Origin of the sequence: Litchfieldella qijiaojingensis (assembly GCF_014651875.1) — a bacterium.
In the GTDB taxonomy this organism is placed as follows: Bacteria; Pseudomonadota; Gammaproteobacteria; order Pseudomonadales; family Halomonadaceae; genus Litchfieldella; species Litchfieldella qijiaojingensis.
This window is the reverse complement of sequence record NZ_BMXS01000002.1, coordinates 299,144-325,744: the sequence shown is the minus strand read 5'-3', so window position 1 is coordinate 325,744 and position 26,601 is coordinate 299,144. Positions and strand designations below refer to the sequence as shown.

Annotated in this window: 24 protein-coding genes and 2 pseudogenes; 18 read left to right on the top strand and 8 right to left on the bottom strand. The window is 60.6% G+C overall.

All coding sequences use genetic code 11. The features are described from left to right. Nucleotide 1 precedes the first annotated feature (1 nt). From IE093_RS03920 to IE093_RS03905, 4 genes are read left to right on the top strand one after another with little or no spacing between them, the layout of a single operon-like run. Nucleotides 2-1,123, top strand: coding sequence for a beta-ketoacyl-ACP synthase III (locus IE093_RS03920; protein ID WP_189466391.1), 1,122 nt, complete (start codon nucleotides 2-4; stop codon nucleotides 1,121-1,123). A gap of 59 nt (nucleotides 1,124-1,182) precedes the next feature. Continuing rightward, nucleotides 1,183-1,926 carry an MlaA family lipoprotein gene (locus tag IE093_RS03915; RefSeq protein WP_189466390.1) on the top strand — a complete coding sequence of 248 codons (744 nt, stop codon included), beginning with the start codon at nucleotides 1,183-1,185 and terminating at the stop codon, nucleotides 1,924-1,926. Nucleotides 1,927-1,944: 18 nt separating this feature from the next. Further along, nucleotides 1,945-3,141 (top strand): PP2C family protein-serine/threonine phosphatase, encoded by a 1,197-nt coding sequence (locus IE093_RS03910; RefSeq protein WP_189466388.1) that lies wholly within the window; start codon nucleotides 1,945-1,947, stop codon nucleotides 3,139-3,141. Beyond that, nucleotides 3,128-3,634 carry an STAS domain-containing protein gene (locus IE093_RS03905; RefSeq protein ID WP_189466386.1) on the top strand — a complete coding sequence of 169 codons (507 nt, stop codon included), beginning with the start codon at nucleotides 3,128-3,130 and terminating at the stop codon, nucleotides 3,632-3,634. The genes IE093_RS03910 and IE093_RS03905 overlap by 14 nt, the downstream gene beginning before the upstream one ends. Before the next feature lie 22 nt (nucleotides 3,635-3,656). On the opposite strand, the gene tal is transcribed toward IE093_RS03905, so the two are convergent. Both tal and IE093_RS03895 read right to left on the bottom strand, forming a co-directional pair. After that, nucleotides 3,657-4,595 carry a transaldolase gene (gene tal, locus IE093_RS03900; RefSeq protein ID WP_189466384.1) on the bottom strand — a complete coding sequence of 313 codons (939 nt, stop codon included), beginning with the start codon at nucleotides 4,593-4,595 and terminating at the stop codon, nucleotides 3,657-3,659. A gap of 290 nt (nucleotides 4,596-4,885) precedes the next feature. Next, a pseudogene (locus IE093_RS03895) lies at nucleotides 4,886-6,301 on the bottom strand (methyl-accepting chemotaxis protein); the annotation flags it as partial. Between the two features lie 275 nt (nucleotides 6,302-6,576). Here IE093_RS03895 and IE093_RS03890 point away from each other — a divergent pair. The 7 genes from IE093_RS03890 to chrA all read left to right on the top strand — a co-directional run bounded on the left by IE093_RS03890 (nucleotide 6,577) and on the right by chrA (nucleotide 14,460). Beyond that, a complete protein-coding gene (locus IE093_RS03890) occupies nucleotides 6,577-7,779 on the top strand; it encodes a Bcr/CflA family multidrug efflux MFS transporter (protein WP_189466380.1) in 1,203 nt (400 codons plus the stop codon). Between the two features lie 159 nt (nucleotides 7,780-7,938). Continuing rightward, the gene (locus IE093_RS03885; protein ID WP_189466378.1) at nucleotides 7,939-8,952 is read left to right on the top strand and encodes a substrate-binding domain-containing protein; all 1,014 of its coding nucleotides are present in this window, start codon (nucleotides 7,939-7,941) and stop codon (nucleotides 8,950-8,952) included. Nucleotides 8,953-9,055: 103 nt separating this feature from the next. Beyond that, nucleotides 9,056-10,312, top strand: coding sequence for a phosphate ABC transporter permease subunit PstC (pstC, locus tag IE093_RS03880; protein ID WP_189466376.1), 1,257 nt, complete (start codon nucleotides 9,056-9,058; stop codon nucleotides 10,310-10,312). A 23-nt stretch (nucleotides 10,313-10,335) separates the two neighbouring features. Next, the gene (gene pstA, locus IE093_RS03875; protein ID WP_189466374.1) at nucleotides 10,336-11,502 is read left to right on the top strand and encodes a phosphate ABC transporter permease PstA; all 1,167 of its coding nucleotides are present in this window, start codon (nucleotides 10,336-10,338) and stop codon (nucleotides 11,500-11,502) included. Nucleotides 11,503-11,569: 67 nt separating this feature from the next. Next, the gene (pstB, locus tag IE093_RS03870; protein ID WP_189466481.1) at nucleotides 11,570-12,379 is read left to right on the top strand and encodes a phosphate ABC transporter ATP-binding protein PstB; all 810 of its coding nucleotides are present in this window, start codon (nucleotides 11,570-11,572) and stop codon (nucleotides 12,377-12,379) included. Between the two features lie 362 nt (nucleotides 12,380-12,741). Beyond that, the gene (locus IE093_RS03865) at nucleotides 12,742-13,152 is read left to right on the top strand and encodes an arsenate reductase ArsC (protein WP_189466372.1); all 411 of its coding nucleotides are present in this window, start codon (nucleotides 12,742-12,744) and stop codon (nucleotides 13,150-13,152) included. 108 nt (nucleotides 13,153-13,260) lie between these two features. After that, nucleotides 13,261-14,460 carry a chromate efflux transporter gene (gene chrA / locus IE093_RS03860; protein WP_189466371.1) on the top strand — a complete coding sequence of 400 codons (1,200 nt, stop codon included), beginning with the start codon at nucleotides 13,261-13,263 and terminating at the stop codon, nucleotides 14,458-14,460. 100 nt (nucleotides 14,461-14,560) lie between these two features. Here chrA and IE093_RS03855 read toward each other — a convergent pair whose 3' ends face one another. The 3 genes and pseudogenes from IE093_RS03855 to IE093_RS03845 all read right to left on the bottom strand — a co-directional run. Beyond that, nucleotides 14,561-15,016: a hypothetical protein gene (locus IE093_RS03855; RefSeq protein ID WP_189466369.1), complete on the bottom strand. Its 456-nt coding sequence runs from the start codon at nucleotides 15,014-15,016 to the stop codon at nucleotides 14,561-14,563. Then, a complete protein-coding gene (locus IE093_RS03850; RefSeq protein WP_189466367.1) occupies nucleotides 15,009-15,392 on the bottom strand; it encodes an ArsR/SmtB family transcription factor in 384 nt (127 codons plus the stop codon). The genes IE093_RS03855 and IE093_RS03850 overlap by 8 nt, the downstream gene beginning before the upstream one ends. A gap of 90 nt (nucleotides 15,393-15,482) precedes the next feature. Next, a pseudogene (locus tag IE093_RS03845) lies at nucleotides 15,483-15,638 on the bottom strand (arsenical resistance protein ArsH); the annotation flags it as partial. A 258-nt stretch (nucleotides 15,639-15,896) separates the two neighbouring features. Between IE093_RS03845 and crcB the strand changes: the two are divergent. Together crcB and IE093_RS03835 are read left to right on the top strand one after the other, a co-directional pair. After that, nucleotides 15,897-16,295, top strand: a complete 399-nt coding sequence (crcB, locus tag IE093_RS03840; RefSeq protein WP_189466365.1) for a fluoride efflux transporter CrcB — start codon at nucleotides 15,897-15,899, stop codon at nucleotides 16,293-16,295. Continuing rightward, complete coding sequence (locus IE093_RS03835) at nucleotides 16,292-16,618, top strand: DUF190 domain-containing protein (protein WP_189466363.1); 327 nt, start codon at nucleotides 16,292-16,294, stop codon at nucleotides 16,616-16,618. Before crcB ends, IE093_RS03835 begins: the two co-directional genes overlap by 4 nt. Nucleotides 16,619-16,687: 69 nt before the next feature. Here the strand turns inward: IE093_RS03835 and IE093_RS03830 are convergent, their stop codons facing one another. Further along, complete coding sequence (locus tag IE093_RS03830) at nucleotides 16,688-17,875, bottom strand: acetyl-CoA C-acyltransferase (RefSeq protein WP_189466361.1); 1,188 nt, start codon at nucleotides 17,873-17,875, stop codon at nucleotides 16,688-16,690. 99 nt (nucleotides 17,876-17,974) lie between these two features. Here IE093_RS03830 and IE093_RS03825 point away from each other — a divergent pair, with 99 nt between their 5' ends. From IE093_RS03825 to IE093_RS03815, 3 genes are all read left to right on the top strand, one after another. Further along, nucleotides 17,975-18,553, top strand: coding sequence for a TetR/AcrR family transcriptional regulator (locus IE093_RS03825; protein ID WP_189466359.1), 579 nt, complete (start codon nucleotides 17,975-17,977; stop codon nucleotides 18,551-18,553). A gap of 21 nt (nucleotides 18,554-18,574) precedes the next feature. Then, the gene (locus IE093_RS03820) at nucleotides 18,575-19,345 is read left to right on the top strand and encodes an SDR family NAD(P)-dependent oxidoreductase (protein WP_189466357.1); all 771 of its coding nucleotides are present in this window, start codon (nucleotides 18,575-18,577) and stop codon (nucleotides 19,343-19,345) included. 288 nt (nucleotides 19,346-19,633) lie between these two features. Continuing rightward, complete coding sequence (locus IE093_RS03815; protein ID WP_189466355.1) at nucleotides 19,634-21,439, top strand: acyl-CoA dehydrogenase C-terminal domain-containing protein; 1,806 nt, start codon at nucleotides 19,634-19,636, stop codon at nucleotides 21,437-21,439. A 109-nt stretch (nucleotides 21,440-21,548) separates the two neighbouring features. Here IE093_RS03815 and IE093_RS03810 read toward each other — a convergent pair whose 3' ends face one another. Both IE093_RS03810 and cobO read right to left on the bottom strand, forming a co-directional pair. Then, nucleotides 21,549-22,259, bottom strand: coding sequence for a tellurite resistance TerB family protein (locus IE093_RS03810; protein WP_189466353.1), 711 nt, complete (start codon nucleotides 22,257-22,259; stop codon nucleotides 21,549-21,551). Nucleotides 22,260-22,365: 106 nt separating this feature from the next. Beyond that, the gene (gene cobO / locus IE093_RS03805; protein WP_189466351.1) at nucleotides 22,366-22,965 is read right to left on the bottom strand and encodes a cob(I)yrinic acid a,c-diamide adenosyltransferase; all 600 of its coding nucleotides are present in this window, start codon (nucleotides 22,963-22,965) and stop codon (nucleotides 22,366-22,368) included. A 118-nt stretch (nucleotides 22,966-23,083) separates the two neighbouring features. Here cobO and IE093_RS03800 point away from each other — a divergent pair, with 118 nt between their 5' ends. Both IE093_RS03800 and IE093_RS03795 read left to right on the top strand, forming a co-directional pair. After that, the gene (locus tag IE093_RS03800) at nucleotides 23,084-24,388 is read left to right on the top strand and encodes an ATP-grasp domain-containing protein (protein WP_189466349.1); all 1,305 of its coding nucleotides are present in this window, start codon (nucleotides 23,084-23,086) and stop codon (nucleotides 24,386-24,388) included. A gap of 62 nt (nucleotides 24,389-24,450) precedes the next feature. Then, nucleotides 24,451-26,475: a CocE/NonD family hydrolase gene (locus IE093_RS03795; protein WP_189466347.1), complete on the top strand. Its 2,025-nt coding sequence runs from the start codon at nucleotides 24,451-24,453 to the stop codon at nucleotides 26,473-26,475. Nucleotides 26,476-26,601: the final 126 nt, after the last annotated feature.

Genomic DNA, 26,601 nt, shown 5'->3' with positions numbered 1-26,601 from the left:
CATGACTCACGCGGTGATTACCGGCACTGGGCTCTACACACCGGAGCATGCCATCGACAATGCCGCTCTGGTGGAGGCCTTCAACACTTGGGTGGATGCTGAGAACGCCCGACATGCTTCGGCCATCGCCGCTGGCGAGCGCGAGCCGTTGGAATATTCCAGCACCGAGTTCATCGTCAAGGCATCGGGTATCCACAGCCGTTATGTACTGGATGCCGTGGGCATTCTCGATCCCGAGCGTATGCGCCCCCGCTTGCCACAACGCAGTAACGACGATCTCTCGATCCAGTGCGAGATGGGGCTCGCCGCCGCGCGTGACGCGCTGAGTCGCGCAGGCGTCGAAGCCGCGGACATCGATATGGTGATCGTCGCCTGTTCCAACCTGGAGCGGCCCTATCCAGCGATTGCCGTGGAACTCCAGGACGCGCTTGGGGCCAGCGGCCACGCCTTCGATATGAACGTCGCCTGCAGCTCGGCGACCTTCGCCATCGATATCGCCGCCAATGCGATTCGCGCAGGGAGTGTGCGGCGCGCCCTGGTGGTCAGCCCGGAGATCTGTTCAGCACACCTCAACTTCCGGGATCGCGACAGTCATTTCATCTTCGGCGATGCCTGTACTGCCGTGGTCATCGAAAACGCCGAACTGGCAACGGCCTCGTCGCGCTTCGAGATTCTCGGTACGCGCTTGGTGACTCGTTTCTCCCATGCCATTCGCAACAATGCCGGCTTTCTCAATCGTGTCACCGATAGTGACCCGTTGGCCGCAGACAAGCTATTCGTTCAGGAAGGTCGGCGGGTGTTCAAGGAGGTTTGCCCCATGGTGGCGACCTTGATCGACGAGCACTTGACGGCTTTGGGACTGTCCGGCTCCGAGCTGGCGCGGTTGTGGTTGCATCAGGCCAACCGCCATATGAATGACCTGATCGCGCGTCGCGTACTGGGTGGCGATCCGACCCCGGCGCAGGCGCCGGTCATTCTCGACCGTTATGCCAATACCAGTTCGGCGGGGTCCATCATCGCATTCCACCTGCATCGCGACGGCCTGCCGGCGGGGGCGCTCGGGGTGGTGTGTTCCTTTGGGGCTGGCTACAGTGCCGGCAGTGTCGTTGTGCGCAAGGTGTGACGCAAAAAGAAACGTTGAACAAGGTGAACTTGATGAGTGGCAAGGGAAGGCGTAAAGCCATGTCGTTAACCGGTGCCAGATGGCTGGGAGCGGGGCTGGTCCTGATGATGCTGGTGGGGTGTGCCGGTCAACAGGTCGTAGAGCCCAATCCCGACGACCCCTGGGAGGGCTTCAACCGCCGGGTCTTTGCTTTCAACGAAGCTCTCGATCGCGCGATCCTCAAACCCCTGGCGCAGGGATATGACTTCGTTACGCCGCAACCCGCGCAGACCGGAGTGGGGAACTTCTTTTCCAATCTGGGGGAAATTCGCACCGTGCTCAACAGTCTATTGCAAGGAAAGCCGGGCAATGCGGGAATCTCCGCCGGGCGTTTCGTCATCAACTCCACCGTCGGTATCGGCGGCCTGCTGGATTTTGCCACCCCCATGGGCATCAATGCCCGCGAAGAGGATTTCGGCCAGACGCTTGCCGTATGGGGGGCTGGCGAGGGACCCTATGTGGTGCTGCCGTTCTTCGGGCCGAGTACCGTTCGTGATGCGGCAGGATTACCTGTGGACATATATTCCTATCCGCTGACCTACGTGGAAGACGACCAAGTCCGTTATGGCCTTACCGCCTTGCGCGTGATCGACGCGCGTGCCGCTTTTTTCGAGCAAGAGGAGCTGATCCGAGGTGATCGGTACAGCTTCCTTCGAGACGCCTATCTTCAGCGGCGACGCTTCGAGGTCAACGATGGAAAACTGGGGGAAGACCCCTTTGCCGACGATGAGTTCGATTTTGACGATGACGCTTTTGCCGAGTGAGGCAGGGAGCAGATGGCCATGGCCAGTCCACGTGTGCTGATTGGGGTACTCGACCGTCCGGGACGCGAGCGCGATGCGCTGGCCGAAACCATTGCCAAGGGTAACTTCGCGGTAATCTCCGCCGAACGCGCCGAGGACCTGCCCGAAGAAACCGCGATGATCGTCGCGCACGCCCGTGCGGTTCCCAGCCATGAGTGGCCATCATTGACGGCGCACCGGCCGGCGTTGGTGGTCAGCGATTCGCGTCTCGACAGCGATCTGCTGAAGGCGGTGGACGCGGGCTTGGTCGACTACATCATCGAGCCGCTGCGGCATGGCGATATCCTGCGGCATATCATCGCCAAGGTCATCGAGAACCGCCATCTGGCGGAAGAGCACGCTCGCGATCGCGAGCGTCTCGCCGAACTCAACGAGAGCCTGGAAACCCATTTGGCGATGCTGCGTCTCGATCAGCAAGCCGGCGGGCATATCCAGCGCAAGATGTTGCCGCCTCGGCATCAAACGTTCGCTGGCGTGACCTGCGATTACTGGTTGGCCCCCTCTCTGTACCTGTCGGGTGACTTCCTCGATTTCCAGCGCTTCGACGATGACTTCAGCGTGTTCTATTTTGCCGATGTCTCGGGGCATGGCGCGTCGTCGGCCTTCGTCACAGTACTGCTCAAATACCTATGCAACCGCTGGTTGACCGAGTGGGAGGGCAAGGACCCTGAACGTTTACCGTCGCGCTGGCTGAGCGATCTCAATCGCGAACTGCTCGATACCGGCATCGGTAAGCATGCCACCTTGTTCGTAGGTGTCATTGATCACGAAGAACGCCGCTTGCACTATTCGCTGGGTGCTCAGTTGCCGATGCCCTTGCTGGTCGAGGATGGCAAGGTCAAGCGACTGGAAGGCGAGGGAATGCCGGTTGGACTGTTCCCCGGAGTGGAGTATCCTTGCCTCAGTTGTGCACTGCCGCAAAAATTCCGATTATGGTTGTGTTCGGATGGCGTGCTGGAGTGTCTGCCGGGCGATACGCTCGACATTCGGCTCAAGGAACTTGAGCGTCTGGTGCGGGACTGCGATGGCGTAGCCGCACTGAGGGAGAAGTTGGCACTGGGAGATGTCTTAGACAGTGAGGAGGATACTGTTGCAGGACATGCACCGGGTCATGATGAACTCCCGGATGATTTGACGATCATGACGTTGAGCGGATTCGAAGATGATGATGCATGAAGGACGGCTGAAGGCAGCATTCGACTCCGGTGTATTCGTCCTCAAGCTGTGCGGAGACGTACGCCTGACGCTGTGTGCGACGCTGGACAATCAGGCCCAGCGCTTGGCGAATACCCCAGGTCTGAGAGCAGTGATGATCGATCTGCGTGAGGCGACCAATGTCGACTCCACGGCGCTGGGCTTCCTGGCCAAGGTGGCCATGGCCGTGCAGGGGCGACTGGAACAGCCGCCGACCATCGTGGCCGATCACCCCGATGTACAACGCATGCTCGACGTGATGGGATTCTCCCACTATTTCACCCTCGTCGAGTCGCCTCTCACCGAACCCGCCGAACTGAACGAGTTGCCTCAAATACAGGCCGACGAAGCCGACATGCAGAAGCGCATCCTTGAAGCACATCGCATCCTGATGCGCATGAACGAACACAATCGCGAGCAGTTCCAGCCTTTGGTGGAGTTGCTCGAGGCCCAACAGCACGACCCGGTCCAGTGACCGGGTCGTCGTGTACTGGGGCTTAGCGACGCAGTTCGCCGAGCAGGGCTTCCAGCTTGCGCTGATCCTCCATGAACTTGCGGATGCCTTCGGCCAGTTTTTCGGTGGCCATGGCATCCTCGTTCATCTCCCAACGAAACTCGCTTTCGTCGTATGGCTCGGGTGGCGAGGTTTCGGCGTCGCCAGCCGGGGAAAGTTGCCGGGGCAGGACGTCCTGATCCTCGGCCAGTTCGGCCAGCAGCTTGGGTGAAATGGTCAGACGGTCGCAGCCGGCCAGAGCTTCGATCTCGCCACGGTTGCGGAAGCTTGCGCCCATTACCACCGTTTTGTAGCCGTGTCCCTTGTAGTGTTCGTAGATGCGTTTCACCGACTGCACTCCGGGGTCGTTGTCTCCGCTGAAGTCGGCATGCGGATCATGGGCCTTGTACCAGTCGAGAATGCGGCCGACGAAGGGCGAGATCAGGGTTACTCCGGCGTCGGCGCAGGCCTGTGCCTGTGTGAAGCTGAATAGCAGCGTCAGGTTGGTGCGAATTCCTTCGCGTTCGAGTTGCTGCGCGGCGCTGATACCCTCCCAGGTGGAGGCAATCTTGATCAGGATCCGCTCGCGCCCGACGCCTCGGCGTTCGTATCGCTCGATCAACGAGCGCGCTCGGGCCAGAGTCGCCTCGGTATCGAAGGACAGACGCGCGCTGACTTCGGTGGAGACGTAACCTGGCACCAGGTCGCTGATTTCACAACCGATTTCCACGGCAACGGAATCCACGGCATCACTGATGTCAGTGCTGTGACGGGCCAGCTCGGCGAGTCGAGCTCGGCGTTCTTCCTGTTGCGCCGCCTGGAGGATCAGTGACGGGTTGGTGGTGGCATCGGTGGGCTGGAAGCGGCGAATGGCCTCGATGTCGCCGGTATCGGCGACGACCGTCGTCATTGTCTTGAGCTGGGTCAGCTTGTCCTGGGCCATGGGCATCCTGTATGGGTCATGAACGAGATCTCCACTTTACCAAGCTGGCAGGGCACTGTGCATCACGCAGGGTAAGGAACATGCTTCAGCACCCGCGGTTGCCAGTGGAAGGCATCCGCGTCATATGATTCCACGTCGGGCTCGTTGCTTGGTTGTGCCGATTCGGCAGCGGCCGTAGTGGCGGTGAATCGTGCCGCGCACTCACCCATGCGCTTGGCTTCTTCCTCGAGCGTATGGGCGTTCCGGGAGGCCAACTCGACCAGCCGCGCATTGTCTTGCGTGACGCTTTCCATCTGGCTCATTGCCTGGTTGAGTTGTCCGATGCCCAGGTGTTGCTCTTGCGAGGCGTTGGCGATCTGTTCCATCAGGGTGCTGACTTCTTGAATGGCAAGGACGATGTCCTGCATGCCAGCGCTGGCACGAGCCGATAGCGCGTTGCCCTGTTCCGCACTGTTGCGGGAGGCGGCGATCAGTCCTCGGATCTGGTTGGCGGCATCGGCACTGCGCGATGCCAGTGTGCGTACCTCGCCGGCGACGACGGCGAAGCCTTTGCCTTGGTCGCCGGCGCGGGCGGCTTCGACCGAGGCATTGAGCGCAAGGATATTGGTCTGGAAGGCGATGTCGTCTATCAGGCCGATGATCTCGCCGATCTGCTTCGAGCGCTCATGGATCTCATCCATGGTATCGACGAACTCGCTGATGACGGTGTTTCCCTCGCGGGCCTGGAGTGCCGCATCCCCCGCCAGGCGATCGGCTTGGCGAGCGCTGTCAGCATTCCCCGCTACTGTCGTGGTCAGCTCATCCAGGCTGGCGGCGATCTGCTCCAGCGAAGCGGACTGCTGTTGGGTGCGTGATGACAGCTCCTGATTGCCCAGGGACATCTGTTGCGCACTGACCAGTACGTGATCGCTCCCCTCTCTCAGGCGTGCCACGAGTGTGGCCAGCGAACGCTGCATGGTGGCTAGTTCGTGGAATAGCTGACCAATCTCGTTGCTGCCTCGCTGCTCGATCGGGGCGGTAAGGTCGCCGGCCGAGATCGTCCGGAAGTGTTCGATGGCACGCCGCAGGGGACGGATGACGTTACGTGTCACTCCCCATAGCACCAGAGCCGCGATTACCAGGGACGCCACCATCGTGATGATAATGGAACCGCTCATCCACTCGCTGACGCGCGTGAAAGTGGCGGATAGACCGCGGCCACGGGCTGCCGAGGCGTCGAAGAACTCGTCAGCGCTGGCCATGAATGCTTGGCTCATCTCGCTGACCCGCGATTGTCCCGAGCGATAGGCACCGACGTCACCATCTTCGAGAACCAGCAGTTGCAGCGACAGTCCGGTGTTGAGCAGGGAATAAAAGCGTTGTTGCAGGGTTTCGATCGCGTCTTGCTGCTCTGCCTGAGCGGGAGTGTCGAGGAAGTGGGAAAAGGCCTCTTCGGCACTGGTCAGCAATGCCTTGGCCTGCTCGATCACCGGCTCTGGCCGGTCGAAGGAGGGCACGCGAATCAGCTCCGCGGCACGGTCCATTTCGACCCGAGCGCGCAGCATGTCGATATAGGCATGATTGAGCGCTCTGGCTTGTTCGACGTTGATCTGGTTGAGTGTGGCGAAGGCCTGATGGCTATAGTGGTTGGCATACAGACCCAAGCCGCCGATGCCTGCCAACATCAGGCTGAAGGCGGCCAGTACCAAGGTCCAGCTAACACGGATGGTCATATTGTCTAATTTTTTCATTGATTTCCCTGCCCCTGTTCCGAGTTTTAGCTCCCATCCACGGACAGCGGATGGAGGTCGATGCAAGCTGACGGCTCTCTGGTGACTTGACCGATCTGGCATGGCATCGACGGGAACAATCATTAGCAGGACTTTGTTGCATTTATCGGTCATTGCTTATGGTGGCAACTGTTTCGAACCTGCCGCAGGCGGTGAAATGGGGTATCATTAGCGTCCTATCTTTTTTCGCATTGATACGCAAGGAGGCTGTCTTGACGCTCAACGCTCGCCGCGTTGCATTACTGGTCGCCGCCAATACCGCCCTGGCTCCTTTCGCCATCGATGCCTATCTGCCGGCGATGCCGGCACTGGCCGATGCCGTGGGGGCAAGCATTCACCATACCGAGCTGTCGATCAGTGTGTTCCTGTTCGGTTTCGCCTTGGGGCAGTTGACCTGTGGGCCACTCTCCGATCGTGTGGGCCGCAAGCCGGTACTGTTCGGTGGGCTGTTGGTCTTTCTGGTCGCCAGTCTGGCGATCACTCAGGTCGGTTCGCTCCATGAGTTGTGGGCCTGGCGCTTCGTGCAGGCATTGGGCGGCGGCGCTTGCGTGGTCAACTCCGCGGCCATCGTGCGCGACTGCTTCAGCGGACGCGAAGCGGCCAAGGTGATGTCGACCATGGCGATGATCATGATGCTGGCGCCGTTGGCAGCTCCGGCGGTAGGCAGTGGCCTACTGTACCTGGCGGACTGGTGGCTGATCTTCGTTTTTCTGGCCTGTTACGCAGCCTTCCTGATATGGCTGTTGGGCACCCACCTGCCTGAAACCCGCGCCCCCGACCAGCCGACGGCCTCGCCGCGTCAAGTGGTTGCCAACTACCTGAGTGTCTTTCGTCATCGCGAGGCCATGGGCTATATCTGTGCCACGGCGATGTCGTTCGCCGGCCTGTTCGCCTTCATCACGGCTTCGCCGTTTCTGTATATCGAGCATTTTGGCCTGTCGCCGGCCATGTACCCACTGGTATTCGGTGTCAATGTGCTGGTGATGGCCTCGTCCAACCGTGTCAACATCTGGCTATTGCGTTGGCGCAGCCCTCAGCGGAACCTGCGCTTGGGGTTGGGCGTACAGTTGTTTGCGGCCATTGGGTTGGTGCTGTCAGTGGCGACCGGGCTGGAGTCGCTGTGGACCTTCGTGCCCCTGATCATGATGTTCACCGGCATGATCGGGTTGATCACGCCCAATGCCATCTCTTCCTTGCTCGATCACTTCAGTCACATGAGCGCTACTGCCACGGCGTTGCTGGGCAGCATCCAGTTTTCCTGCGGTGCCCTGGCGGGGGTGCTGGTGGGGGCATTCGAGATCGATAGCGCCTGGCCGACGGTGCTGACCATGCTGATGGTGGCGGTGCTGAGCAATGTTGGGGTACGCAAGCTGACCGGCAAGGCTTGGCATGCCGAGCAAGCCGGGGCCGATTGAGCGGTTAGCCACTGGCCTGAAGTGCCGTGCGTGAGGGTCTTTCAGGCTTGGGGGTGGCGGTATCGACATTCATGTCACGACTGTCATGAAGTTGTCATTTTCGTGCGGCATCGTGTGTCTCGCGAAGGTTGAACACTCTCATCGACAGGAGTTACCAGCATGAACCGCATCCTCAAGACCACCGCCATCGCCGCCGCCGTCATGGGCGTGGTGGGAGTCGCCCAGGCGCGTGAGCAGATTCGTATCGTCGGCTCCAGTACCGTCTATCCGTTTGCCAGCTACGTGGCCGAGGAGTTTGGCGCCACTACCGATTACCCGACTCCGGTCATCGAGTCCACTGGTTCGGGTGGCGGTCTGCGCCTGTTCTGTAACGGCGCGGGTGATGACACCCCGGATATCACCAATGCCTCGCGCCGCATGAAGCCCTCGGAGTTCGAGCGTTGCGCGGAAAATGGCGTGACCGATATCACCGAAGCGTTCATCGGTTATGACGGTATTGCCTTCGCCCAGTCCAATGCCAATGAGCAGATGAGTGTGACCCGCGAGCAGATTTTCCTCGCTCTGGCCGCTCAAGTGCCGGTGGACGGCGAGCTGGTCGATAACCCCTATACTCGCTGGAGCGAAATCGATCCGTCGCTGCCGGATCGCGAGATTGCCGTTTATGGCCCACCCACCACTTCCGGAACGCGTGATGCCTTCGAGGAATTGGTCATGGAAGCCGTCTCCGAGGACATGGAAGCCTACGGTGGCGAGGGCTATACCAACATCCGCGCCGATGGCGCCTACATCGATGCCGGCGAGAACGACAACCTGATCGTTCAGCGTCTGTCCGAGAACACCGAGGCGTTCGGCATCTTCGGCTACTCCTTCCTCGAGGAGAACGAAGATACCTTGGTCGGCTCCAGCATCGATGGCGTCGAACCGACTCCCGAAGCGATCGGTAGCGGCGAATATCCCGTGTCTCGCTCCATGTACTTCTACCTGAAGAACCAGCACGGCGACGACGTACCGGCAATGTATGAATACGCCAACCTGTTCATGAGCGAGCAGATGGTCGGCGATCTGGGCTACCTCAAGGGCATCGGCCTGATCCCGGCTCCGGAAGATCTGCGTGAGGAAGCACGCAATGCCGTCGCAAGCAAGGAACAGCTCGAACTGTCGGATCTGCAGTGAGAGTGGTGCGATAAACGCATGACGAGGCCGGCGGCACGGAGCTGCCGGCCCGCTTACGTTCCGGCCCGTCGATGAGCCGGATGTTGATTTCCGAGAGTTTCCTATGCAGACCAACCAACTTCTCCTGCTGTTCAGTGGCGTCTTGTTGCTGCTGGGTCTGATAGCCTTCTTCCTGGGGCGGGCCAAGGCGGCCCGTACGCGGGCCGCCGGTACCGCCATGTATGCCCAGCCTGACCAGTACGCCTGGTTTACGGTACTGGCCACAGCCGGCCCCGCTGTGGCAGTCGGGGCCCTGGGGGCCTTCGTCATGCTGCTGTTGGGCGCCGAGATCCCCACCCTCTACCTGCTGGCAGGTAGCCTAGTAGTGGCGGCGGTTGGCTTGGTGGTCGGCGTGAACCAGGTTCGTCCAGACTTCCACGCTCGCCAGGCAATCGAGCGAGTGATTCGCTTCATCCTGGCCGGGGCGGCGCTGATTTCCATCTTTACTACGTTCGGGATCCTGTTCTCGATCGTTTCCGAAGCCGTGCGTTTCTTCCAGATGCACAGCTTCTGGGGATTCATCACTGGAACCACCTGGAATCCCGGAGCGAGCTTCCTGGAAGCCGCAGGGCGTGCTGGTGATGCGGCCAGTACCGCCCAGTTCGGCTCGGTGCCGCTGTTTGCCGGCACTTTCATGATCACCTTGATCGCCATGCTGGTGGCGATCCCCGTCGGCCTGATGTCGGCCATCTACATGTCGGAGTTCGCTCCCGCCAACGTACGCACCCTGGCCAAGCCGGTGCTGGAGGTATTGGCGGGGATACCCACCGTGGTCTATGGCTTCTTCGCTGCCATTACCGTTGCCCCCGTCATCGTCACTGTCGCAGGTGCTGTGGGGCTCGAGGCATCATTCAACAACGCCCTGGCGCCGGGGATCGTGATGGGCATCATGATCATTCCGTTCATCTCTTCGCTGTCCGACGATGTCATCAACGCGGTGCCCGACAGCATGCGTCAGGGGGCGTTGGCGCTGGGCATGACCAAGGGCGAGACCATCAAGCACGTGGTGGTGCCGGCGGCACTGCCGGGGATCATCTCTGCTTCGCTGCTGGCGGTGTCGCGGGCGCTGGGTGAAACGATGATCGTGGTCATGGCGGCCGGCATGCGCCCCAACCTTACCGCCAACCCTCTGGAAGACATGACCACGGTGACGGTACGTATCGTCGCCGCCCTGACCGGTGACCAGGAGTTCGAGAGTGCCGAGACGCTATCGGCCTTCGCCTTGGGTCTGGTGCTGTTCGCGGTGACCCTGACGCTCAATCTGGTCTCGGTGATCATGATTCGCCGCTTCCGTGAGAAATACCGCACCAACAACCTGTGAGCGAGCGAGGTTCAAATAGGACAATGAGTCAATCCTTCGATGAGATCAGTGCTCAGCTCAAGCGTCGCCACCGCAAGTCGGCGCGACTCAAATGGCTGTCGATGGGAGCCTTGGGGCTGGCTGGCCTGTTCCTGGTGATTTTCTTTGCCGATATGCTGGGCAAGGGGTTGCCGGCCTTTCAGCAGGCCCAGATCCGGGTCGAGGTCACCTATAGCGAGCAATCGCAACAGCTACCGTTGGCGGCGGTAAACGAAGACGTCAGGGAACTGGTCAGCCGCGGCTGGCTGCGTACCCTGCCCATGATGATGCGCGATAACCCCGAACTGCTGGGATCGACTCGTCAGGAATGGGTTCTTGCCGACGGTCAGGTCGACCAGTATCTCAAGGGCCACTATACGCGCCTCAACGATCGCCAGCAGGCAGCGGTCGATGCTCTCGTCGAGGAAGGGCGGGCCGAGCTCAAGTTCAATACGACGTTCTTCACGCGCGGCGATTCCAAGATGCCGGAACTCGCCGGGATCATGTCGGCAGCGATGGGAACCGTGATGACGTTGCTGGTGACCTTGGCGGTCTCCTTTCCCATCGGCGTGATGACCGCCGTCTATCTCGAGGAGTTCGCACCCGACAACCGACTGACCCAGATCATCGAGATCAATATCAACAATCTGGCCGCGATACCCTCGATCCTTTTCGGTCTGCTGGGGCTGGCAATCTTCATCAGCTTCTTCGGTGTGCCTCGCTCTTCACCGTTGGTGGGTGGCTTGACCCTGGCGCTGATGACGTTACCGGTAATCATCATTTCCACGCGTACGGCGCTGCGTAGCGTTCCCGACAGTATCCGCCATGCGGCCTTCGGCGTCGGCTGCTCGCGCTGGCAGGTGGTTCGCGATCATGTGTTGCCGCTGGCGCTGCCCGGGATCATGACCGGTTCGATCATCGGCCTGGCCCAGGCCATGGGGGAAACGGCTCCCTTGATCATCGTCGGCATGGTGGCCTTCATTCCTGATATCTCGGCTTCCGTTACCGATGCTGCCACGGTGCTGCCGGCACAGATCTTTACCTGGGCGGGAGAGCCGGATCGTGCTTTCGTTGAGAAGACCGCCGGCGGCATCCTGGTACTGCTGAGCGTACTGATCGCCATGAACGCCACCGCCGTGGTGCTGCGCAAGAAATTCGAACGCCGCTGGTAATCCATCGGCAAGACACACAGGATCGAATACCATGAACATGCAAATTGCCGAGCGGGAGAGTGTCGCCATGTCCAGCCAAAGTGCCGGGCAGCCGGTCGTTCGTAATGATGAGGCGAACCATGATCTCAGTATTCGCGTGCGAGATCTCAACCTGTGGTACGGGCAGACTCAGGCGCTCAAGAATATCAGCATCGATATCTTCCAGAAGAACGTGACGGCGCTGATCGGCCCATCGGGGTGTGGCAAGTCGACCTTCCTGCGTTGCCTCAATCGCATGAACGACCTGATCCGTGGCGTGCGCATCGAGGGACTGGTGGAGATGGACGGTCGCGATGTCAACGAGTCCCGCATGGACGAGGTGGCCCTGCGCCGCCGGGTGGGAATGGTGTTCCAGAAGCCCAACCCGTTCCCTAAATCGATCTACGAGAACGTCGCCTACGCCCCGCGCATGCATGACCTTGTGAGCCGCAAGGCCGAGCAGGACGAGTTGGTGGAGAAGGCGCTGCGCGATGCCGGATTGTGGAACGAGGTCAAGGACAAGCTCCACCAGCCAGGCACGTCCCTCTCTGGCGGTCAGCAGCAGCGCTTGTGTATCGCGCGGGCGATTGCCGTGCAGCCCGACGTGATTCTGATGGACGAACCGACCTCGGCGCTGGACCCGATCTCCACCGCGACCATCGAAGACCTAATGGACAAGCTCAAGAAGCAGTTCACCATCATCACCGTGACCCATAACATGCAGCAGGCGGCAAGGGTGGCCGACTACACCGCCTTCTTCCACCTCGGCGAGCTGATCGAATACAACGATACCAAGACCATGTTCTCCAACCCGCATACCAAGAAGGCGGAAGACTATATCACCGGGCGCTACGGCTGATTGGCCTGCAATCGGCGAGTTTTGAACGGGGAGGCGATCGTCGCTTCCCCGTCGTCATATAAGGGAAACACTGAATAAATGCCTGCGCTCCTCAATCGCTTCGTTGCGCGGTGCCGAAGCGTCGGACCGGCGGATCCTCACATATACCCCATATGCTCCGGTTGACTCGAAACCTGCGGTTTCTCGCCCCTTCGGGGCCATCCTTCGGATGTTTGTCGCTGCGCTCGGTTCTGTGCTCCGTGCGCCTTGCGCTTGAGCATGCTCGTCGATTTCTTCAGCGTTTCCTAGGGGCTTGCCGTCATGAAACTGACACCTGGCAATATTATATATGGAGTTCCATATGTAATGACGGAGTGTCTACCATGACCAAGAAGCGAGTACTGTTCTTGTGCAATGCCAATTCCGCTCATTCCCTGATGGGCGAAGCCTTGCTGCGTCACATGGCCGGGGATCGCTTCGAGGCCCTGAGTGCTGGCGTCGAGACTGATCGGCAGCAGGAGCTGACTCTCTCCACTCTCGAGGAACAGGGCATCCCCACGCAGGACCTGGCCAGCAAGTCGCTGGACATGTTCGAGGATCAGCATTTCGACGCCGTGATCGTGCTTTGCGACAAGGCCCATCAATCCTGTCGTGAATGGCGTGGCAATGCCGATGAGTACCTGTATTGGGATATTCGCGACCCGCGTTTGATCGAACGCGAAGACGCCTATCGCCAGGCCTTGCAGGAAATCCGCAGGCGCCTGCAATTGTGGTTGGAGACTCAGGCACGCTAGGCATCTGAGAAGCCAAAGAACAAGATTAGCGATAACGTCGGAGTTCACTGGCGAAGCCGTTCACCGCCAAGATCACAGGCATCAGGGCGATGACAAGGAATCAACCCCATGACGACAGCGGCGCTTCCCATTGAGCGTATCAAAGAGGTGTTCACTGCTTTTCTGCTGTTGGGCCTGACGTCTTTCGGTGGGCCTATCGCCCATCTGGGTTACTTTCGCACCGAGTTCGTCGAGCGTCGCCGGTGGCTGTCCGAGAAGGACTACGCGGATCTGGTGGCGCTATGCCAGTTTCTCCCGGGCCCGGCCAGCAGTCAGGTCGGGTTCTCTCTTGGGCTGATGCGAGCGGGGCCGTGGGGAGCTGCCATGGCCTGGCTGGCTTTCACCCTGCCCTCGGCCATCGTGCTGGTGTTGTTTGCCCTGGGGGCGGCCGTACTGGAGGGGCCTGTAGGCTCAGGCATCATCCACGGTCTCAAGGTGGTGGCGGTGGCCATCGTCGCGCACGCAGTGTGGGGCATGGCACGGAATCTGTGCCCGGATCGCAAACGTGCCAGCATCGCGCTGGCTGCGGTGTTCATCGTCATCCTGGTCAGCGGTCCACTGGGCCAGGTAGCAGCGATCGTAGCCGGGGCACTGGCGGGTATGGTCTTGTGTCGCGCTCAGGCCGATAAGGCAATCAGTGACATGCATTTTCCGGTCACGCGCCGCGCCGGCATGACGGCCCTTGCGGTGTTCGTGACACTATTGGCGGTTTTGCCGCTGCTCGCTCTGATCACCCCGTCGCAGACGTTGGCCATGCTGGATGCCTTCTATCAGGCCGGAGCGCTCGTGTTCGGCGGTGGTCATGTCGTATTGCCATTGCTCGAAGCCGAAGTGGTGCAATCCGGCTGGGTCACGCCGGATGACTTCCTGGCCGGCTACGGAGCCGCGCAGGCGGTGCCGGGACCGCTATTCACGTTCGCCGCCTACCTCGGCACAGTGTTGGAGCCGGCACCCAATGGCTTGATTGGTGCGGCACTGGCGCTGGTGATGATTTTCATACCCGGCTTGCTGCTGCTTGTGGGGGGGCTGCCCTTTTGGAACACCTTCCGTCAGTGGAGCAGTGCCCAGTCACTGATGCGGGGTGCCAATGCTGCTGTAGTCGGCATACTCGGTGCGGCACTCTATCAGCCGGTCTGGACTAGCACGATTCTCGGGCCCGAGGAATTCGCCCTGGCGCTGACCGGCTTCCTGTTGCTCATCGTATGGAAATTGCCGGCATGGGCGGTGGTCGCCATCGTCGCCTGTGGCGGTGTGCTCATCGCGCCTTGAAGGCAGGCCTGCGTCTACCCAAGCTTTCTTGCCACCGACGTAGTGATATACCTGGGTGTAGCCGAGTCTGGTCAGTCGCTCGGCGACTTTCGAACAAACCCTACGTGGCATGAGACGCTTTGCCGGGCAGGTAGCGATCCAGTCCCCACAGCAGAATGCCGAACAACAGATGCGGCAGCGCGGATGCCGGGATCAATTGGGGGCCAATGGCAAGCCCAGCCAATCCCCATCCCACGATAGGAAAGAACACCACCAGGATCACCAGCCAAAGAACTAAGGCCAGAGCCAGTGCGGTCAGCAGGTTCCGGCGGGGAAAATAACGCACGAAGATCACCGACCAGAACGTGACATAAACCGTGTGGAACAGCAGGCCTACCGGCATGGGCAGGGGACGTCCCAGAAGGGTTTCGGCAAAAGCCAGTGATGGTGGTTTGGGGAAGGGCGAAATGCCGGCCTTCAGCAACGACACCATGATCAATGCCGTAATAAGGGAGACGGCGATGCCGATTCCTACGGCACGTGGCAAGGATCTACCATTTCTTTGCGCTTCAATCATGGTCGACTCCTTCTTCGCCATACGAAGGGATGGGTGGGGTTGCCGTCCCGTTTCCTTGTGAAGGGCAGCGTGGGCCGCAGGTTTCCACTGACTCGGTGCAACAGGCACCGACCAGGTGATCCACCAAGTCCAGCAGGTCATCGAATATGGCACGGTAGATCACGAACTGCCCTTTGCGGCGAGACTGGACCAGTCCGGCTAGGGCCAGTTTCTGCAAGTGAAAGGTCAAGGCATTCGGGGAAACATCCAGCGCGGCACTGAGTCTACCGGCCGGCAAGCCGTTGGGGCCGGCCGCGACCAGCCGCCGAATGGCGGCCAGGCGCACCGGATGGGCAAGAGCGGAAAGCTTCTTGGCTGCAACGTTGTCATTGGTCATATTTCAATAATAGATGAAATCAATGTTTCAAGAAAAATTGAAACATTGACGACTCCTCTGAAACCCGGGTGGTGACGCCTCCCGGGGATCTTACATCGCTCGCTGGTTGACGCGCTTCGACACTTCCTCGGCACTTTCCTTGCGTTCGGAATAGCGGTCGGTCAGGTAACCGCTGCGGTCGCGGATCAGCCAAGTGAACTTCATCAGTTCTTCCATGACATCGACGATGCGATCATAGAAAGGTGATGTGAAGGCGGGATCGAACAGGCTGTCGGTGTCGGGCACCTGGAAATGCCGGTCGACGATATTGGGTAAGTCGTTCATGATGAATTCTGTCGCCAACAGGGGTATATGGATAAGAGCATATATGCTGTTTCATATGTATTCAATCCCGGCAATCATGGGGATAAGCTGCGAAACCGGCAGAGCGGTTGGGCGGTCGCTTCCCGGAGGCAAGCCCTTGTTGGTGACAAACGAACCTCGCGACACAAGGACGACGTTCTGATGTGGTTATCGATACTTGCCGTCAGCACCGGCGCCGTGCTGGGGGCCAATCTGCGCTGGGGGCTGGGTGTATGGCTGAACGCCTGCTTCCCCTCCATCCCACCTGGCACTCTGGTGGCCAATTGGCTGGGAGCCTGGGCGATCGGCCTGGCGGTTGCCTTGTTTGCTCATCTGCCCCAGCTTTCTCCCGAGTGGCGGTTATTCCTGGTGACGGGCTTTTTAGGGGCGTTGACCACGTTTTCCACCTTCTCGGCCGAGATTTTTACCAATATTCAGTCGGAGAAATGGGGGATGGCGCTTCTGGGAATCGGATTGCACGTGGGGGGAGCACTGTTGATGACTGGGCTTGGTATCGCCACCTTTGCAGGTTTGAGAGCACTGATGGGAGTTGCCAAATGAAAACGCTGCAAGCCGGTTACGAAGTGATCTTCATGGCGCCGCAGTCACGGCGCCACAAGGGCAAGCGTGCCATCGAGGCGGTCGCTGAGTGCGCCCGAGACCTGGGCATTCGGCGCATGACCCGCCGAGTTGACGTCGAAGGTACCGGCGAGAACGGATATCTGCATTCCGCTCACTTCTTCGAGCTCGATGACCAGCCGGTCGAATTGATGTATGTCCTTGACGATGATCTTGCCGAGCGCCTGATTGACACCGTGGATCAAGAGGGAATCCCGGTGTTCTGCTTGCGTCGGCGGGTTGAATACGGGCATCTGGGAAGCTAGCTGCCCGTCGCGACGAGTGATGTTGCCGGGTCACATCCGTGTGGCCCGAAGTGGCTTACTCATGCGGGATCAGTCGACCAGCTCGATCGCCACGGCAGTGGCTTCGCCGCCGCCGATGCACAGGCTGGCGATGCCACGCTTGCCGCCCTTGACGCGCAGGGCGTTGATCAAGGTGGCGATGATCCGCGAGCCGGTGGAGCCGATAGGGTGGCCTTGGGCACAGGCACCACCGAACACGTTGACCTTGTCGTGTGGCAGGTTGAGCCCATCCATGGCCAGCAGGGTAACCACGGCAAAGGCTTCGTTGATCTCGAACAGGTCGACGTCGTCCACGCTCCAGTCGAGCTTGTCCATCAATTTGCCGATGGCGCCCACCGGTGCGATGGTGAATTCGCTGGGATGCCGGGAATGAGTGCTGTGGCCGAGCATCCGCGCGATGGGAGTGACGCCATGTACGCGGGCGGCGTCCGAGCTGGCCAGGATCAACGCCGAGGCGCCGTCGGAGATCGAGCTGGAGTTGGCCGCGGTGATGGTGCCGTCCTTGGAGAACGCTGGCTTGAGGCTGCGAACCTTGTCGAGCCGAGCCTGGAAAGGCTGCTCATCACGGTCGACGATGCTTTCACCCTGGCGCGTAGACACCGTCACCGGAACCATCTCACCTGCCAGGTAACCGGCCTCGTGCGCCGCCATGGCCCGTTCCAGCGAGGCGATGGCGAAATCGTCCATGCGCTCGCGGGAATAACCACGCTCATCGGAGATGTGCTGGGCGAAGGCACCCATCAACTTGCCGGTCTCTGCATCCTCCAGGCCGTCGAGGAACATGTGGTCTTTCAACTCACCATGACCCAGGCGGTAGCCGCTGCGCGCCTTGGTCAGCACATGCGGGGCATTGGACATCGATTCCATGCCTCCGGCCAGGATGATTTCGCCGCTACCGGCGCGAATCAGGTCATGGGCCAGCATGGTCGCCTTCATGCCCGAGCCGCATAGCTTGTTGATGGTGGTGGCGCCGATGGCATCGGGAATCCCGGCCTGACGCATGGCCTGACGCGCCGGTCCTTGTTTGACCCCGGCGGGGAGCACGCAGCCTAGGATGCCTTCGTCGAAAGCCTCGGCGGCAAGGCCCGCACGCTCGATGGCGGCGCGGATGGCGGTCGCGGCGAGCTCGGGTGCGGTGAGGCTAGCGAGGCTCCCTAGCATGGCGCCCATGGGTGTCCGGGTTGCAGAAAGAATCACGATATCGTCGTGGTGGGACATGGCGGGGCTCCTGGAATTTCTCGTGGTCCTCTAGCGTTGACCATTATAGGTGGCTATGGTTTGCTCAATCGTAACCAAGCAAGCGCTAGTGTGAATGCGATGAATGTAGTGAATGACTCACCCCGCCGCAAGGAATTGACTCGAGTCGCCGCCCAACTTTTCGTGCAGGAGGGCTTCGACCGCACCACGGTGCGTATGTTGGCCCAGGAAATGGGCATCAAGTCGGGCAGTCTCTTTCATCACTTCCGCGACAAGCAGGAGATTCTCTGCGCGGTGATCGAGGAGGGAACCCAGAATGCCCTGACCATTGCCAAAGAGTCGCTGGCGCAATGCGAGAACACTCCGGAAGCACGCTTGCACGCCATGGCGCGAGCACATCTGGAAACCCTGCTGACCGACCGTAATGCCCATGTCGTCGCCCTCTACGAGTGGCGCCGCCTGGATGAGGCGTCCCGTGAGCACCTGATTCACCTGCGCGATGCTTACGAGGCCTTGTGGCAATCGGTGATCGCCGATGCGTTGGAAGCGGGCCTGATTCGCGGTGACAAGTTTCTGGTGTCGCGCTTCGTGCTGGGTGCATTGAACTGGACGGTACGCTGGTACGACCCGGCTGGACAACGATCGCCGGAAGAACTGGCGCGTGAGCTGATCGCCATGATGACCGCCCATGGTCACTGACTTGAGAGTAGAGGCAAGGCAATGCAAGTACGTAACAAGACCTTTTTGATAACGGGAGCGGCCTCCGGCCTGGGAGCGGCTACCGCCGAGCGGCTGGTGGCCGGCGGTGGCCAGGTGGTGCTGTGCGACCTGAGCGACAAGGTGGAGGCATTGGCCGAGCGCTTGGGCGATGCAGCCCTCGCGGTGCGCGGTGATGTGACCTCCGCAGACGACATGCAAGCGGCGGTGGACAAGGCGGTTGCCGTGGGTGGCGAGGGCAGCGGTCTGCATGGGGTGGTTCACTGCGCCGGTGTCGTCAGTGTCGCCAAGTTGGTCGACCGCGAGGGTAAGCCGGCCGATCTCGACGCCTATGTGCGGACCGTCAACATCAACCTGGTGGGCACCTTCAACGTGTTGCGTCTGGCCGCTGCCGCCATGACCAAGAACTCGCAGGGTGAAGACGGTGAGCGAGGGGTGATCGTCACCACGGCTTCCATTGCCGCCTTCGATGGCCAGGTGGGCCAGGCTGCCTACAGTGCCTCCAAGGCCGGTGTGGTGGGCATGACCCTGCCGTTGGCCCGAGAGCTATCGCGGCACGGCATCCGAGTGATGAGCATTGCGCCGGGCGTATTCGAGACGCCAATGATGAGTGAGCTACCCGACGAAGCGGTGGCCGAGCTCTCGGCGTCGGTGCCGTTTCCCAAGCGCCTGGGCAAACCGGGGGAGTTCGCCATGCTCGCCGAGCAGATCATCGTCAATCCCATGCTCAACGGCGAAGTGATTCGCCTCGATGGCGGAATTCGGATGCAATAAACCCGGCTACGCCGGGTCAGGAGCTCGAAGCTTGAAGAGCGGCGCTCCGCGGCTGGAAGTCATAAGCTAGAAGCTTGAAGAGCGGCGCTCCGCGCCTGGAAGCTTGAAGAAAAACCCTTGACGCTAGCTTCCAGCTTCCAGCTTCCAGCTTCCAGCTTCCAGCTTCCAGCTTCCAGCGCTCGACGCTCGATTTAAACGAACGCTTGACTGTCGATGCTGGACTGGCTAATTTCAAACATATGTTTGAATTGGCTTGGCCGCCTTGCATCGATTCCAGGAGTGTTCGACATGCCCGACTATCAAGCCCCTCTGCGCGATCTGCGTTTCGTGATGGACGAAATGTTGGACTTCCCCGCCCACTATGCTCGCCTTCCAGGCGGTGAAGAGGCCTCGCCCGACGTGGTGAACGCCATTCTCGCGGAGGGCGCACGTTTCACTCGTGAAGTGTTATTGCCGCTCAACCAGAGCGGTGACCGGGAGGGCTGCTTGCTGGAAGGCGGCGAGGTCAAGGCGCCCAAGGGCTTCAAGGAGGCCTACCGTCAGTACGTGGAGGGGGGGTGGCCGAGCTTGTCAGCCGAACCGGAGTTCGGTGGACAGGGGTTGCCGCATTCGCTGGGCATGGTGCTTTCGGAAATGATCTGCGCCACCAACCTGGCCTGGGGCATGTATCCAGGGCTTTCCCATGGCGCCGCCGATGCCCTGCGCCATCACGGTAGCGACGAGCAGAAGGCCAGCTACCTGACCAAACTGGTCGAGGGCGTATGGACCGGCACCATGTGTCTGACCGAACCGCACTGCGGTACCGACCTGGGGTTGATCAAGACCCGTGCCGTGCCGACCGGTGACGGCGCTTACGAAATCTCGGGCACGAAGATCTTCATTTCCGCCGGCGAACACGACCTGGCCGAGAATATCGTCCACCTGGTACTGGCCAAGCTGCCCGATGCCCCTGAAGGCTCAAAGGGCATCTCGCTGTTCGTGGTACCCAAGTTCCTGCCCGATGCCGATGGCAACCCGGGGGAACGTAACGGCGTGACCTGCGGTTCGCTGGAGCACAAGATGGGCATCCACGGCAATGCCACCTGCGTGATGAACTTCGATGCTGCTCGCGGTTTTTTGGTCGGCCCACCCAACAAGGGCCTGGCCTGCATGTTCACGATGATGAACGTGGCGCGTATCGGAGTCGGTATCCAGGGCCTGGGCTTGATGGAAGCCAGCTTCCAGAATGCGCTGGCCTATGCCCGCGACCGCTTGCAGATGCGCGCCCTTTCCGGTGCAAGGGAACCGGCCAAGCCCGCCGACCCGATCATTGTGCACCCTGACGTGCGCCGCATGCTGCTGACCCAGAAGGCCTTCGCTGAAGGCGGGCGCATGCTGGTGATGTACACCGCGAAACTGGTCGATCTGGTCGAGCATGACCAGGACGCCGCCGAGCGCGAACGTGCCGAGGCACTGCTGGGCCTGTTGACCCCGGTCGTCAAGGCCTTCCTCACCGAAGTCGGCTTCGAAGCCACCAACGAAGGTGTGCAGGTATTGGGCGGTCATGGCTTCATTCGTGAGTGGGGCATGGAGCAATTCGTGCGTGACGCGCGCATCACCCGTCTCTACGAGGGCACCACTGGCGTTCAGGCACTCGACCTGTTGGGCCGCAAGGTGCTGATGAGCCAAGGGGAAACGCTCAAGCTCTTTACCAAGGAGATCCACAAGTTCTGCCAGGCCAAGGCCGGTGACCCTGCGTTGAAGGAATTCATCGAACCGCTGGCCAAGCTCAACGCCGAGTGGGGGGAGCTGACCATGGAGGTGGGCATGAAGGCAATGCACGATCGCGAGGAAGTGGGCGCGGCCAGCGTCGACTTCCTGATGTACTCCGGCTACGTGACCCTGGCCTACCTGTGGGCGCGGGCCGCCAAGCAGGCGCAACGGTCCCTGGGCGGCGATGAAGATGCCTTCTACAAGGCCAAGCTCGATACCGCGCGTTTCTTCTACCAACGCCTGTTGCCGCGTACCCGCGCCCACGCCCAGATGATCCAGGCGGGTGCCGCGTCGCTGATGACGATCTCCGCTGAGGATTTTGGCTTGGGCTTCGAGATCTGAGGCATGCTCGCAACAACGCCCCACGTTGTGGGGCGTCCGGAAACTTTCTCGGTCTGTTTCGTTTCGACCTTTCGGTCGTGGTGGCCGCTCGGTCGCTGTTTTTTTACGATCAAGAAGCCTCGAGTGCCTGCTTTTCCAGCTCGGTCGCCATATCGGGCTCCAGCTTCAGTGCCTTGGCGAGCTGATCCAGCCAAGCACGCTCCATGGGATTCTGGTCATCGATCATTGCCACGCTGACCAGATACATCTCGCGTGCGGCTTGAGGGGAGTCGGCTTGCTTGGCCAGCGCTTCGGCATCCAGTGGCGCCTGGAACTGTCGCTCGACCCAAGCGTGCAACTCCTCGTCGGCCCCCAAGGCATCGATCTGTTCGGTCAACTGCGCGCGCTCGGCTTCGTCGATATGGCCATCGGCTCGTGCCGCCATGATCATCGCCTGCAGAATTTCCAGGCTGCGCCGTTCCTGCTGTTGGCCTTGCAGCCGCTCCAGCGGCTGGCCTTCCCGAGCGTCGTCGCCCTGTCCGGATTGATAGTTCTGCCAGGCCTTCCAGGCCAAGACGCCCACGCCGGCGATAGCGCCGTATTTCAGAGCCTTGCCGCCCACCTTGCGACCGCGCTTGGAGCCGATCAGCAGCCCTAGCGCACCACCACCCAGCAGGCTTTTCATGTCGACACCGCTACCCTGGCTACCTCTGCCGCTAAGCTGGGAAGAGAGGCCATTCATCAACTGATTGACGTCGAATCCGCTGCTGCCTTGGCCTTTTCCGCCGCTGCTGCCGCCGGCTTGCTTCATGAGCTGATCGAGAATTCCCTTGGCGTTCATCTGATACTCCATGCGAAGTCCGAAGTGTCTTGATACACCTCCGTGTCTTCAGGGGGTGTGTCTCCTTGCTTGGAAGCTGCGAAGGAATGGAAGTTCGTCACTGGCATCAATAATCGATACCACGTCGGGCCTGGATACCGCTATTGAAAGCGTGCTTGGTCTCCTGCATCTCGGTGACGGTATCGGCCATCGCTACCAACTCTCGATGAGCGTTGCGCCCGGTAACGATTACCGTCTGTTCGGAGGGGCGATTGTCGAGCGCCTTCTTCAGTGCCTCGAACTCCAGATAACCGAACTTGAGCATATAGGTGATCTCGTCGAGTACGACCAGATATACCGAAGGGTCGGCCAACATGCGCTCAGCCTCACGCCAGACCTTCTGGCATGCTTGGGTGTCGCTTTCGCGGTTCTGGGTTTCCCAAGTGAACCCGGTCGACATCACTTGCACCTCGAGGTTGTCATCGTCGATCAGTCGCTCGCGCTCGCCGCATTCCCACAAGCCCTTGATGAACTGCACCACGCCGACCTTGTAACCGTAGCCCAAGGCACGCGTTACCGTGCCCCAGGCTGCCGTGGTCTTGCCCTTGCCATTGCCGGTGAACACCAGCAACAGGCCACGTTGCTCGGTCGCATTGTCGATCTTCTCGTCGACATGCGACTTCAGCTTCTGCATCGCTTTCTTGTGGCGTGTTTCGCGATCGCTCATGACAGGCTCCAAAATGGAAAAAGGACGATAATATTAAAAGCGTACGTGAGTCGAGGAACGTCGCCAGCCCGCTGCAGCGAGCTGACGGTCCGATCAGGTCATTCACGGGGGTATGGCAATGCCCTGGAACGTGTTCGTGATTGGCTACGAGGAGTTGGGTAAGCAGCTACTGCTGCAGCTCAAGCACGCGCAGGACTATGTGTTTCATGGGCTCCTGACCCTCGACGAGGTAGTGTTTGCCGACGAATACCCGTTCGACCGATTGGTGGCGGATGCGGTGGCGGAGCTCGAGCGGTTCCCGGGGGCAGTGGATGCCATCGTTGGCTACTGGGATTTTCCTACCAGCGCCCTTGCCCCTGTGCTGCGCCATCGCTTGGGACTACGCGGCCCCACATTGGAGGCCGTGTTGAAGTGCGAGCACAAATTCTGGAGCCGTATCGAGCAGAGTCGCTCGGTACCGGAATGCGTTCCGCCCTTCCAGGCCGTCGACCCTTTCGCCACAGATGCCGTCGAGGGGATTCACATCGACTATCCCTTCTGGATCAAGCCGGTGACGGCCCACTCCTCTCATCTCGGCTTCCAGGTCGACGATGCCGGGATGCTGCGTGAGGTGTTACCGATGATCAAAGGGGGAATTGGTCGCTTCGGCAAGCCCTTCGAGCAGGTCATGGCGCGTGCCCGAGTGCCTGATGAGATAGCAACGGTGACCGGTCATTACTGCGTGGTGGAGTCGATCATATCCGCCGGTCTCCAGTGCACCCTGGAAGGTTATGTGCAGAACGGCGAGGTCTTTCTGACGGGGGTGGTCGACAGTGTACGGGATCGCCGCCATCCCTCGGTCCTGTCACGTTACGAGTATCCTTCCCGTCTGCCTGAGTCGGTGCAACAGCGAATGTTCGCCTATACGCAGCGCTTCATAGAACGGATCGGTTACGACGACGCACCGTTCAACATCGAGTTCTATCATGACCCTCGGAGCGGCCGCCTCTGGTTGCTGGAGATCAACGCCCGCCTTTCGCGATCGCATGCGGCGCTGTTCCACCTGGTCGATGGAGCCCCGCATTTTCAGGTAATGGTGGATGTGGCGCTGGGGATTGCGCCGCGTATGCCACACCGGCAAGGTCGCTACCCGGTTGCCGCGAAGCAAATGATCCGTGTCTTCCAGGATGGCGTCGTTCGAAGGGTGCCGTCAACGGAAGAGATTCGTCGTGTCGAGCAAACCTTTCCGGGGACGAAGGTCGATATCAATGTGCGCGAGGGGATGCGGTTGTCGGACCTGCTCCACCAGGATTCCTTTTCCTACGAGCTTGGTGCGCTTTTCGTCGGCGCCTACAACCGCAGGGAGCTGCGCGAGCGGATCATCCAATGCCGGAAGATGCTGCCTTTCGACATCGATCCCGTTTCCATCGATGCGACGGCATGAGTCGGTTCTGCTGTCCTGCTCCGACCCGAGGGGGAAGTCCTGCGCTGTGAGAGGAGGCCATCATGAGAGTCGTGACTGATTTTCCCTATCGCGTCGAGTGTCTTGATCCGGTGTGGATCCCCATGCCTGACGGGATTCGTCTCAATGCACGGCTATGGTTGCCGGAAGGGGCGCAGGACAGTCCCGTACCGGCGATCCTCGAATACATTCCCTACCGGTTGCGTGACGGGTCCGCCCAGCGTGACGCCATCCATCATCACTATTTCGCGGGTCATGGCTATGCCTCGATGCGCGTGGACCTGAGGGGCAGCGGCGATTCAGAGGGTGTATTGCGTGATGAATACCTGGAGCAGGAACTGGCGGATGGCGAGGAGTTGTTGCGCTGGATCGCCTCCCAGCCCTGGTGCGACGGCAAGGTGGGCATGATCGGAATTTCCTGGGGTGGCTTCAACGGTCTGCAACTTGCCAGCCGGTGCCCTCCCGAGCTCAAGGCGGTGGTCAGCGTCTGTTCCACCGATGACCGCTACGCCGACGATGTCCACTACATGGGAGGGTGCCTGTTGGGCGACAACCTGTCCTGGGCCTCCACGATGTTCGCCTACAACTCATTGCCCCCCAATCCGACGGTGGTGGGCGAGGGCTGGCGGGAGATGTGGCGACAGCGTCTCGAGGGGAGTGGCCTATGGCTGGCTGCCTGGCTCGATCATCCATATCGTGACGCCTACTGGAAACATGGTTCGATCTGTGAGGACTTCTCGCGTGTGAAGACCCCCGTACTCGCCGCCAGTGGCTGGGCGGACGGTTACTCCAACGCGGTGGTACGCCTGGTGGAGAACCTGCCAGGCCCGTGCAAGGGGCTGATTGGTCCCTGGAGCCACATGTATCCCCACCTCGGGGAGCCGGGGCCGGCCATCGGCTTCCTGCAGGAGTGTCTTCGCTGGTGGGACCAGTGGCTCAAGGGTGAGGATACCGGAGTGGATCGGGATCCGGCACTCAGGGTATGGATGCAGGATAGCGTGCTGCCGACCACAAGTTACGGGCATCGTCCTGGCCGCTGGGTGGCGGAGCCATGCTGGCCTTCGCCCCATGTCCAGCCTTGGCGGTTGCCCCTGGCCCCCGGTCGCTTGGCGCTCGACGGCAAGCGACGACATGCCGAAACGGCGATGACCGTGCAATCGCCGCTGACCTGCGGGCTGTTTGCCGGCAAGTGGTGCTCCTATGCCGCAGGTCCCGATCTGGCCCATGATCAACGTGAGGAGGACGGCGGAGCCTTGATCTTCGAAAGTCCGCCGCTGGACGACGACGTCGAGGTCATGGGGGCTCCCGTGTGCGAACTGGAACTAGCCGCCAGTCGTCCCGTGGCCATGGTCGCGGTGCGACTTTCCGATGTGGCGCCCGACGACAAGGCGACCCGGGTGACCTATGGCCTGCTGAACTTGACCCACCGGGACGGGCATGAGGTCCCTTCGCCGCTGGTACCGGATCGTCGCTACCGCGTCACGGTGCCCCTCAATCACGTGGCGCAAGTGTTTCCCGGTGGCCATCGGTTGCGCCTTTCCCTTTCCACTTCCTACTGGCCACTGGCCTGGCCGCCACCCGAACGCGTGCGCCTGACGGTCTTTGACCAAGGCAGTGTACTGTGCCTGCCCGTGCGCCTACCACGAGCCGAGGATGCCGAGTTATGCGCCTTTGAGGAACCCGAAGGGGCGCCTTCGATCGACCAGACGTTGATCGACCCCCCGCATCATAACTGGTACGTGCATCGTGATCTGGCGGAGGACCTGTCGACCCTGGAAGTGATCAATGACAGGGGGCGGATGCGGCTGGAAGACTCAGGAATCGAAGCGAGCACCAGGACCGTGGAATGGTATAGCTCCCGGGACGACGATTTCGACTCCATTCGTGGTGAGACCCTTTGGGAACGCGAACTGCGTCAGGGCGACTGGGAGGTCCGGACCGTGACGCGTACCGTACTGACATCGAATGCGCAGGACTTCATGCTGCACGCCACTCTCGATGCCTACGAGGGTAAACGTCGTATCTTTTGCCGGACCTGGAATCGTAGCATCCGCCGACGGTTGCTTTAGGGAGGTACCGAATAAATCGACGAACGGCATCAAGGCTAGGTCGGTTCACATTCCACAAGTGTAGGCGTAGTTGGAAACAGCGCTCAGTCAAGGCGGAGGAGGTTCGGCACGCGGCGTTTCTCCACC

Bases quoted from the DNA above. Each gene is read 5' to 3' on its own strand.
- IE093_RS03920 (WP_189466391.1), top strand. From the start codon at position 2: ATGACTCACGCGGTGATTACCGGCACTGGGCTCTACACACCGGAGCAT.
- IE093_RS03915 (WP_189466390.1), top strand. From the start codon at position 1,183: ATGTCGTTAACCGGTGCCAGATGGCTGGGAGCGGGGCTGGTCCTGATG.
- IE093_RS03910 (WP_189466388.1), top strand. From the start codon at position 1,945: ATGGCCAGTCCACGTGTGCTGATTGGGGTACTCGACCGTCCGGGACGC.
- IE093_RS03905 (WP_189466386.1), top strand. From the start codon at position 3,128: ATGATGATGCATGAAGGACGGCTGAAGGCAGCATTCGACTCCGGTGTA.
- tal (WP_189466384.1), bottom strand. From the start codon at position 4,595: ATGGCCCAGGACAAGCTGACCCAGCTCAAGACAATGACGACGGTCGTC.
- IE093_RS03885 (WP_189466378.1), top strand. From the start codon at position 7,939: ATGAACCGCATCCTCAAGACCACCGCCATCGCCGCCGCCGTCATGGGC.
- pstC (WP_189466376.1), top strand. From the start codon at position 9,056: ATGCAGACCAACCAACTTCTCCTGCTGTTCAGTGGCGTCTTGTTGCTG.
- pstA (WP_189466374.1), top strand. From the start codon at position 10,336: ATGAGTCAATCCTTCGATGAGATCAGTGCTCAGCTCAAGCGTCGCCAC.
- pstB (WP_189466481.1), top strand. From the start codon at position 11,570: ATGTCCAGCCAAAGTGCCGGGCAGCCGGTCGTTCGTAATGATGAGGCG.
- IE093_RS03865 (WP_189466372.1), top strand. From the start codon at position 12,742: ATGACCAAGAAGCGAGTACTGTTCTTGTGCAATGCCAATTCCGCTCAT.
- chrA (WP_189466371.1), top strand. From the start codon at position 13,261: ATGACGACAGCGGCGCTTCCCATTGAGCGTATCAAAGAGGTGTTCACT.
- IE093_RS03855 (WP_189466369.1), bottom strand. From the start codon at position 15,016: ATGATTGAAGCGCAAAGAAATGGTAGATCCTTGCCACGTGCCGTAGGA.
- IE093_RS03850 (WP_189466367.1), bottom strand. From the start codon at position 15,392: ATGACCAATGACAACGTTGCAGCCAAGAAGCTTTCCGCTCTTGCCCAT.
- crcB (WP_189466365.1), top strand. From the start codon at position 15,897: ATGTGGTTATCGATACTTGCCGTCAGCACCGGCGCCGTGCTGGGGGCC.
- IE093_RS03835 (WP_189466363.1), top strand. From the start codon at position 16,292: ATGAAAACGCTGCAAGCCGGTTACGAAGTGATCTTCATGGCGCCGCAG.
- IE093_RS03830 (WP_189466361.1), bottom strand. From the start codon at position 17,875: ATGTCCCACCACGACGATATCGTGATTCTTTCTGCAACCCGGACACCC.
- IE093_RS03825 (WP_189466359.1), top strand. From the start codon at position 17,975: ATGAATGTAGTGAATGACTCACCCCGCCGCAAGGAATTGACTCGAGTC.
- IE093_RS03820 (WP_189466357.1), top strand. From the start codon at position 18,575: ATGCAAGTACGTAACAAGACCTTTTTGATAACGGGAGCGGCCTCCGGC.
- IE093_RS03815 (WP_189466355.1), top strand. From the start codon at position 19,634: ATGCCCGACTATCAAGCCCCTCTGCGCGATCTGCGTTTCGTGATGGAC.
- IE093_RS03810 (WP_189466353.1), bottom strand. From the start codon at position 22,259: ATGAACGCCAAGGGAATTCTCGATCAGCTCATGAAGCAAGCCGGCGGC.
- cobO (WP_189466351.1), bottom strand. From the start codon at position 22,965: ATGAGCGATCGCGAAACACGCCACAAGAAAGCGATGCAGAAGCTGAAG.
- IE093_RS03800 (WP_189466349.1), top strand. From the start codon at position 23,084: ATGCCCTGGAACGTGTTCGTGATTGGCTACGAGGAGTTGGGTAAGCAG.
- IE093_RS03795 (WP_189466347.1), top strand. From the start codon at position 24,451: ATGAGAGTCGTGACTGATTTTCCCTATCGCGTCGAGTGTCTTGATCCG.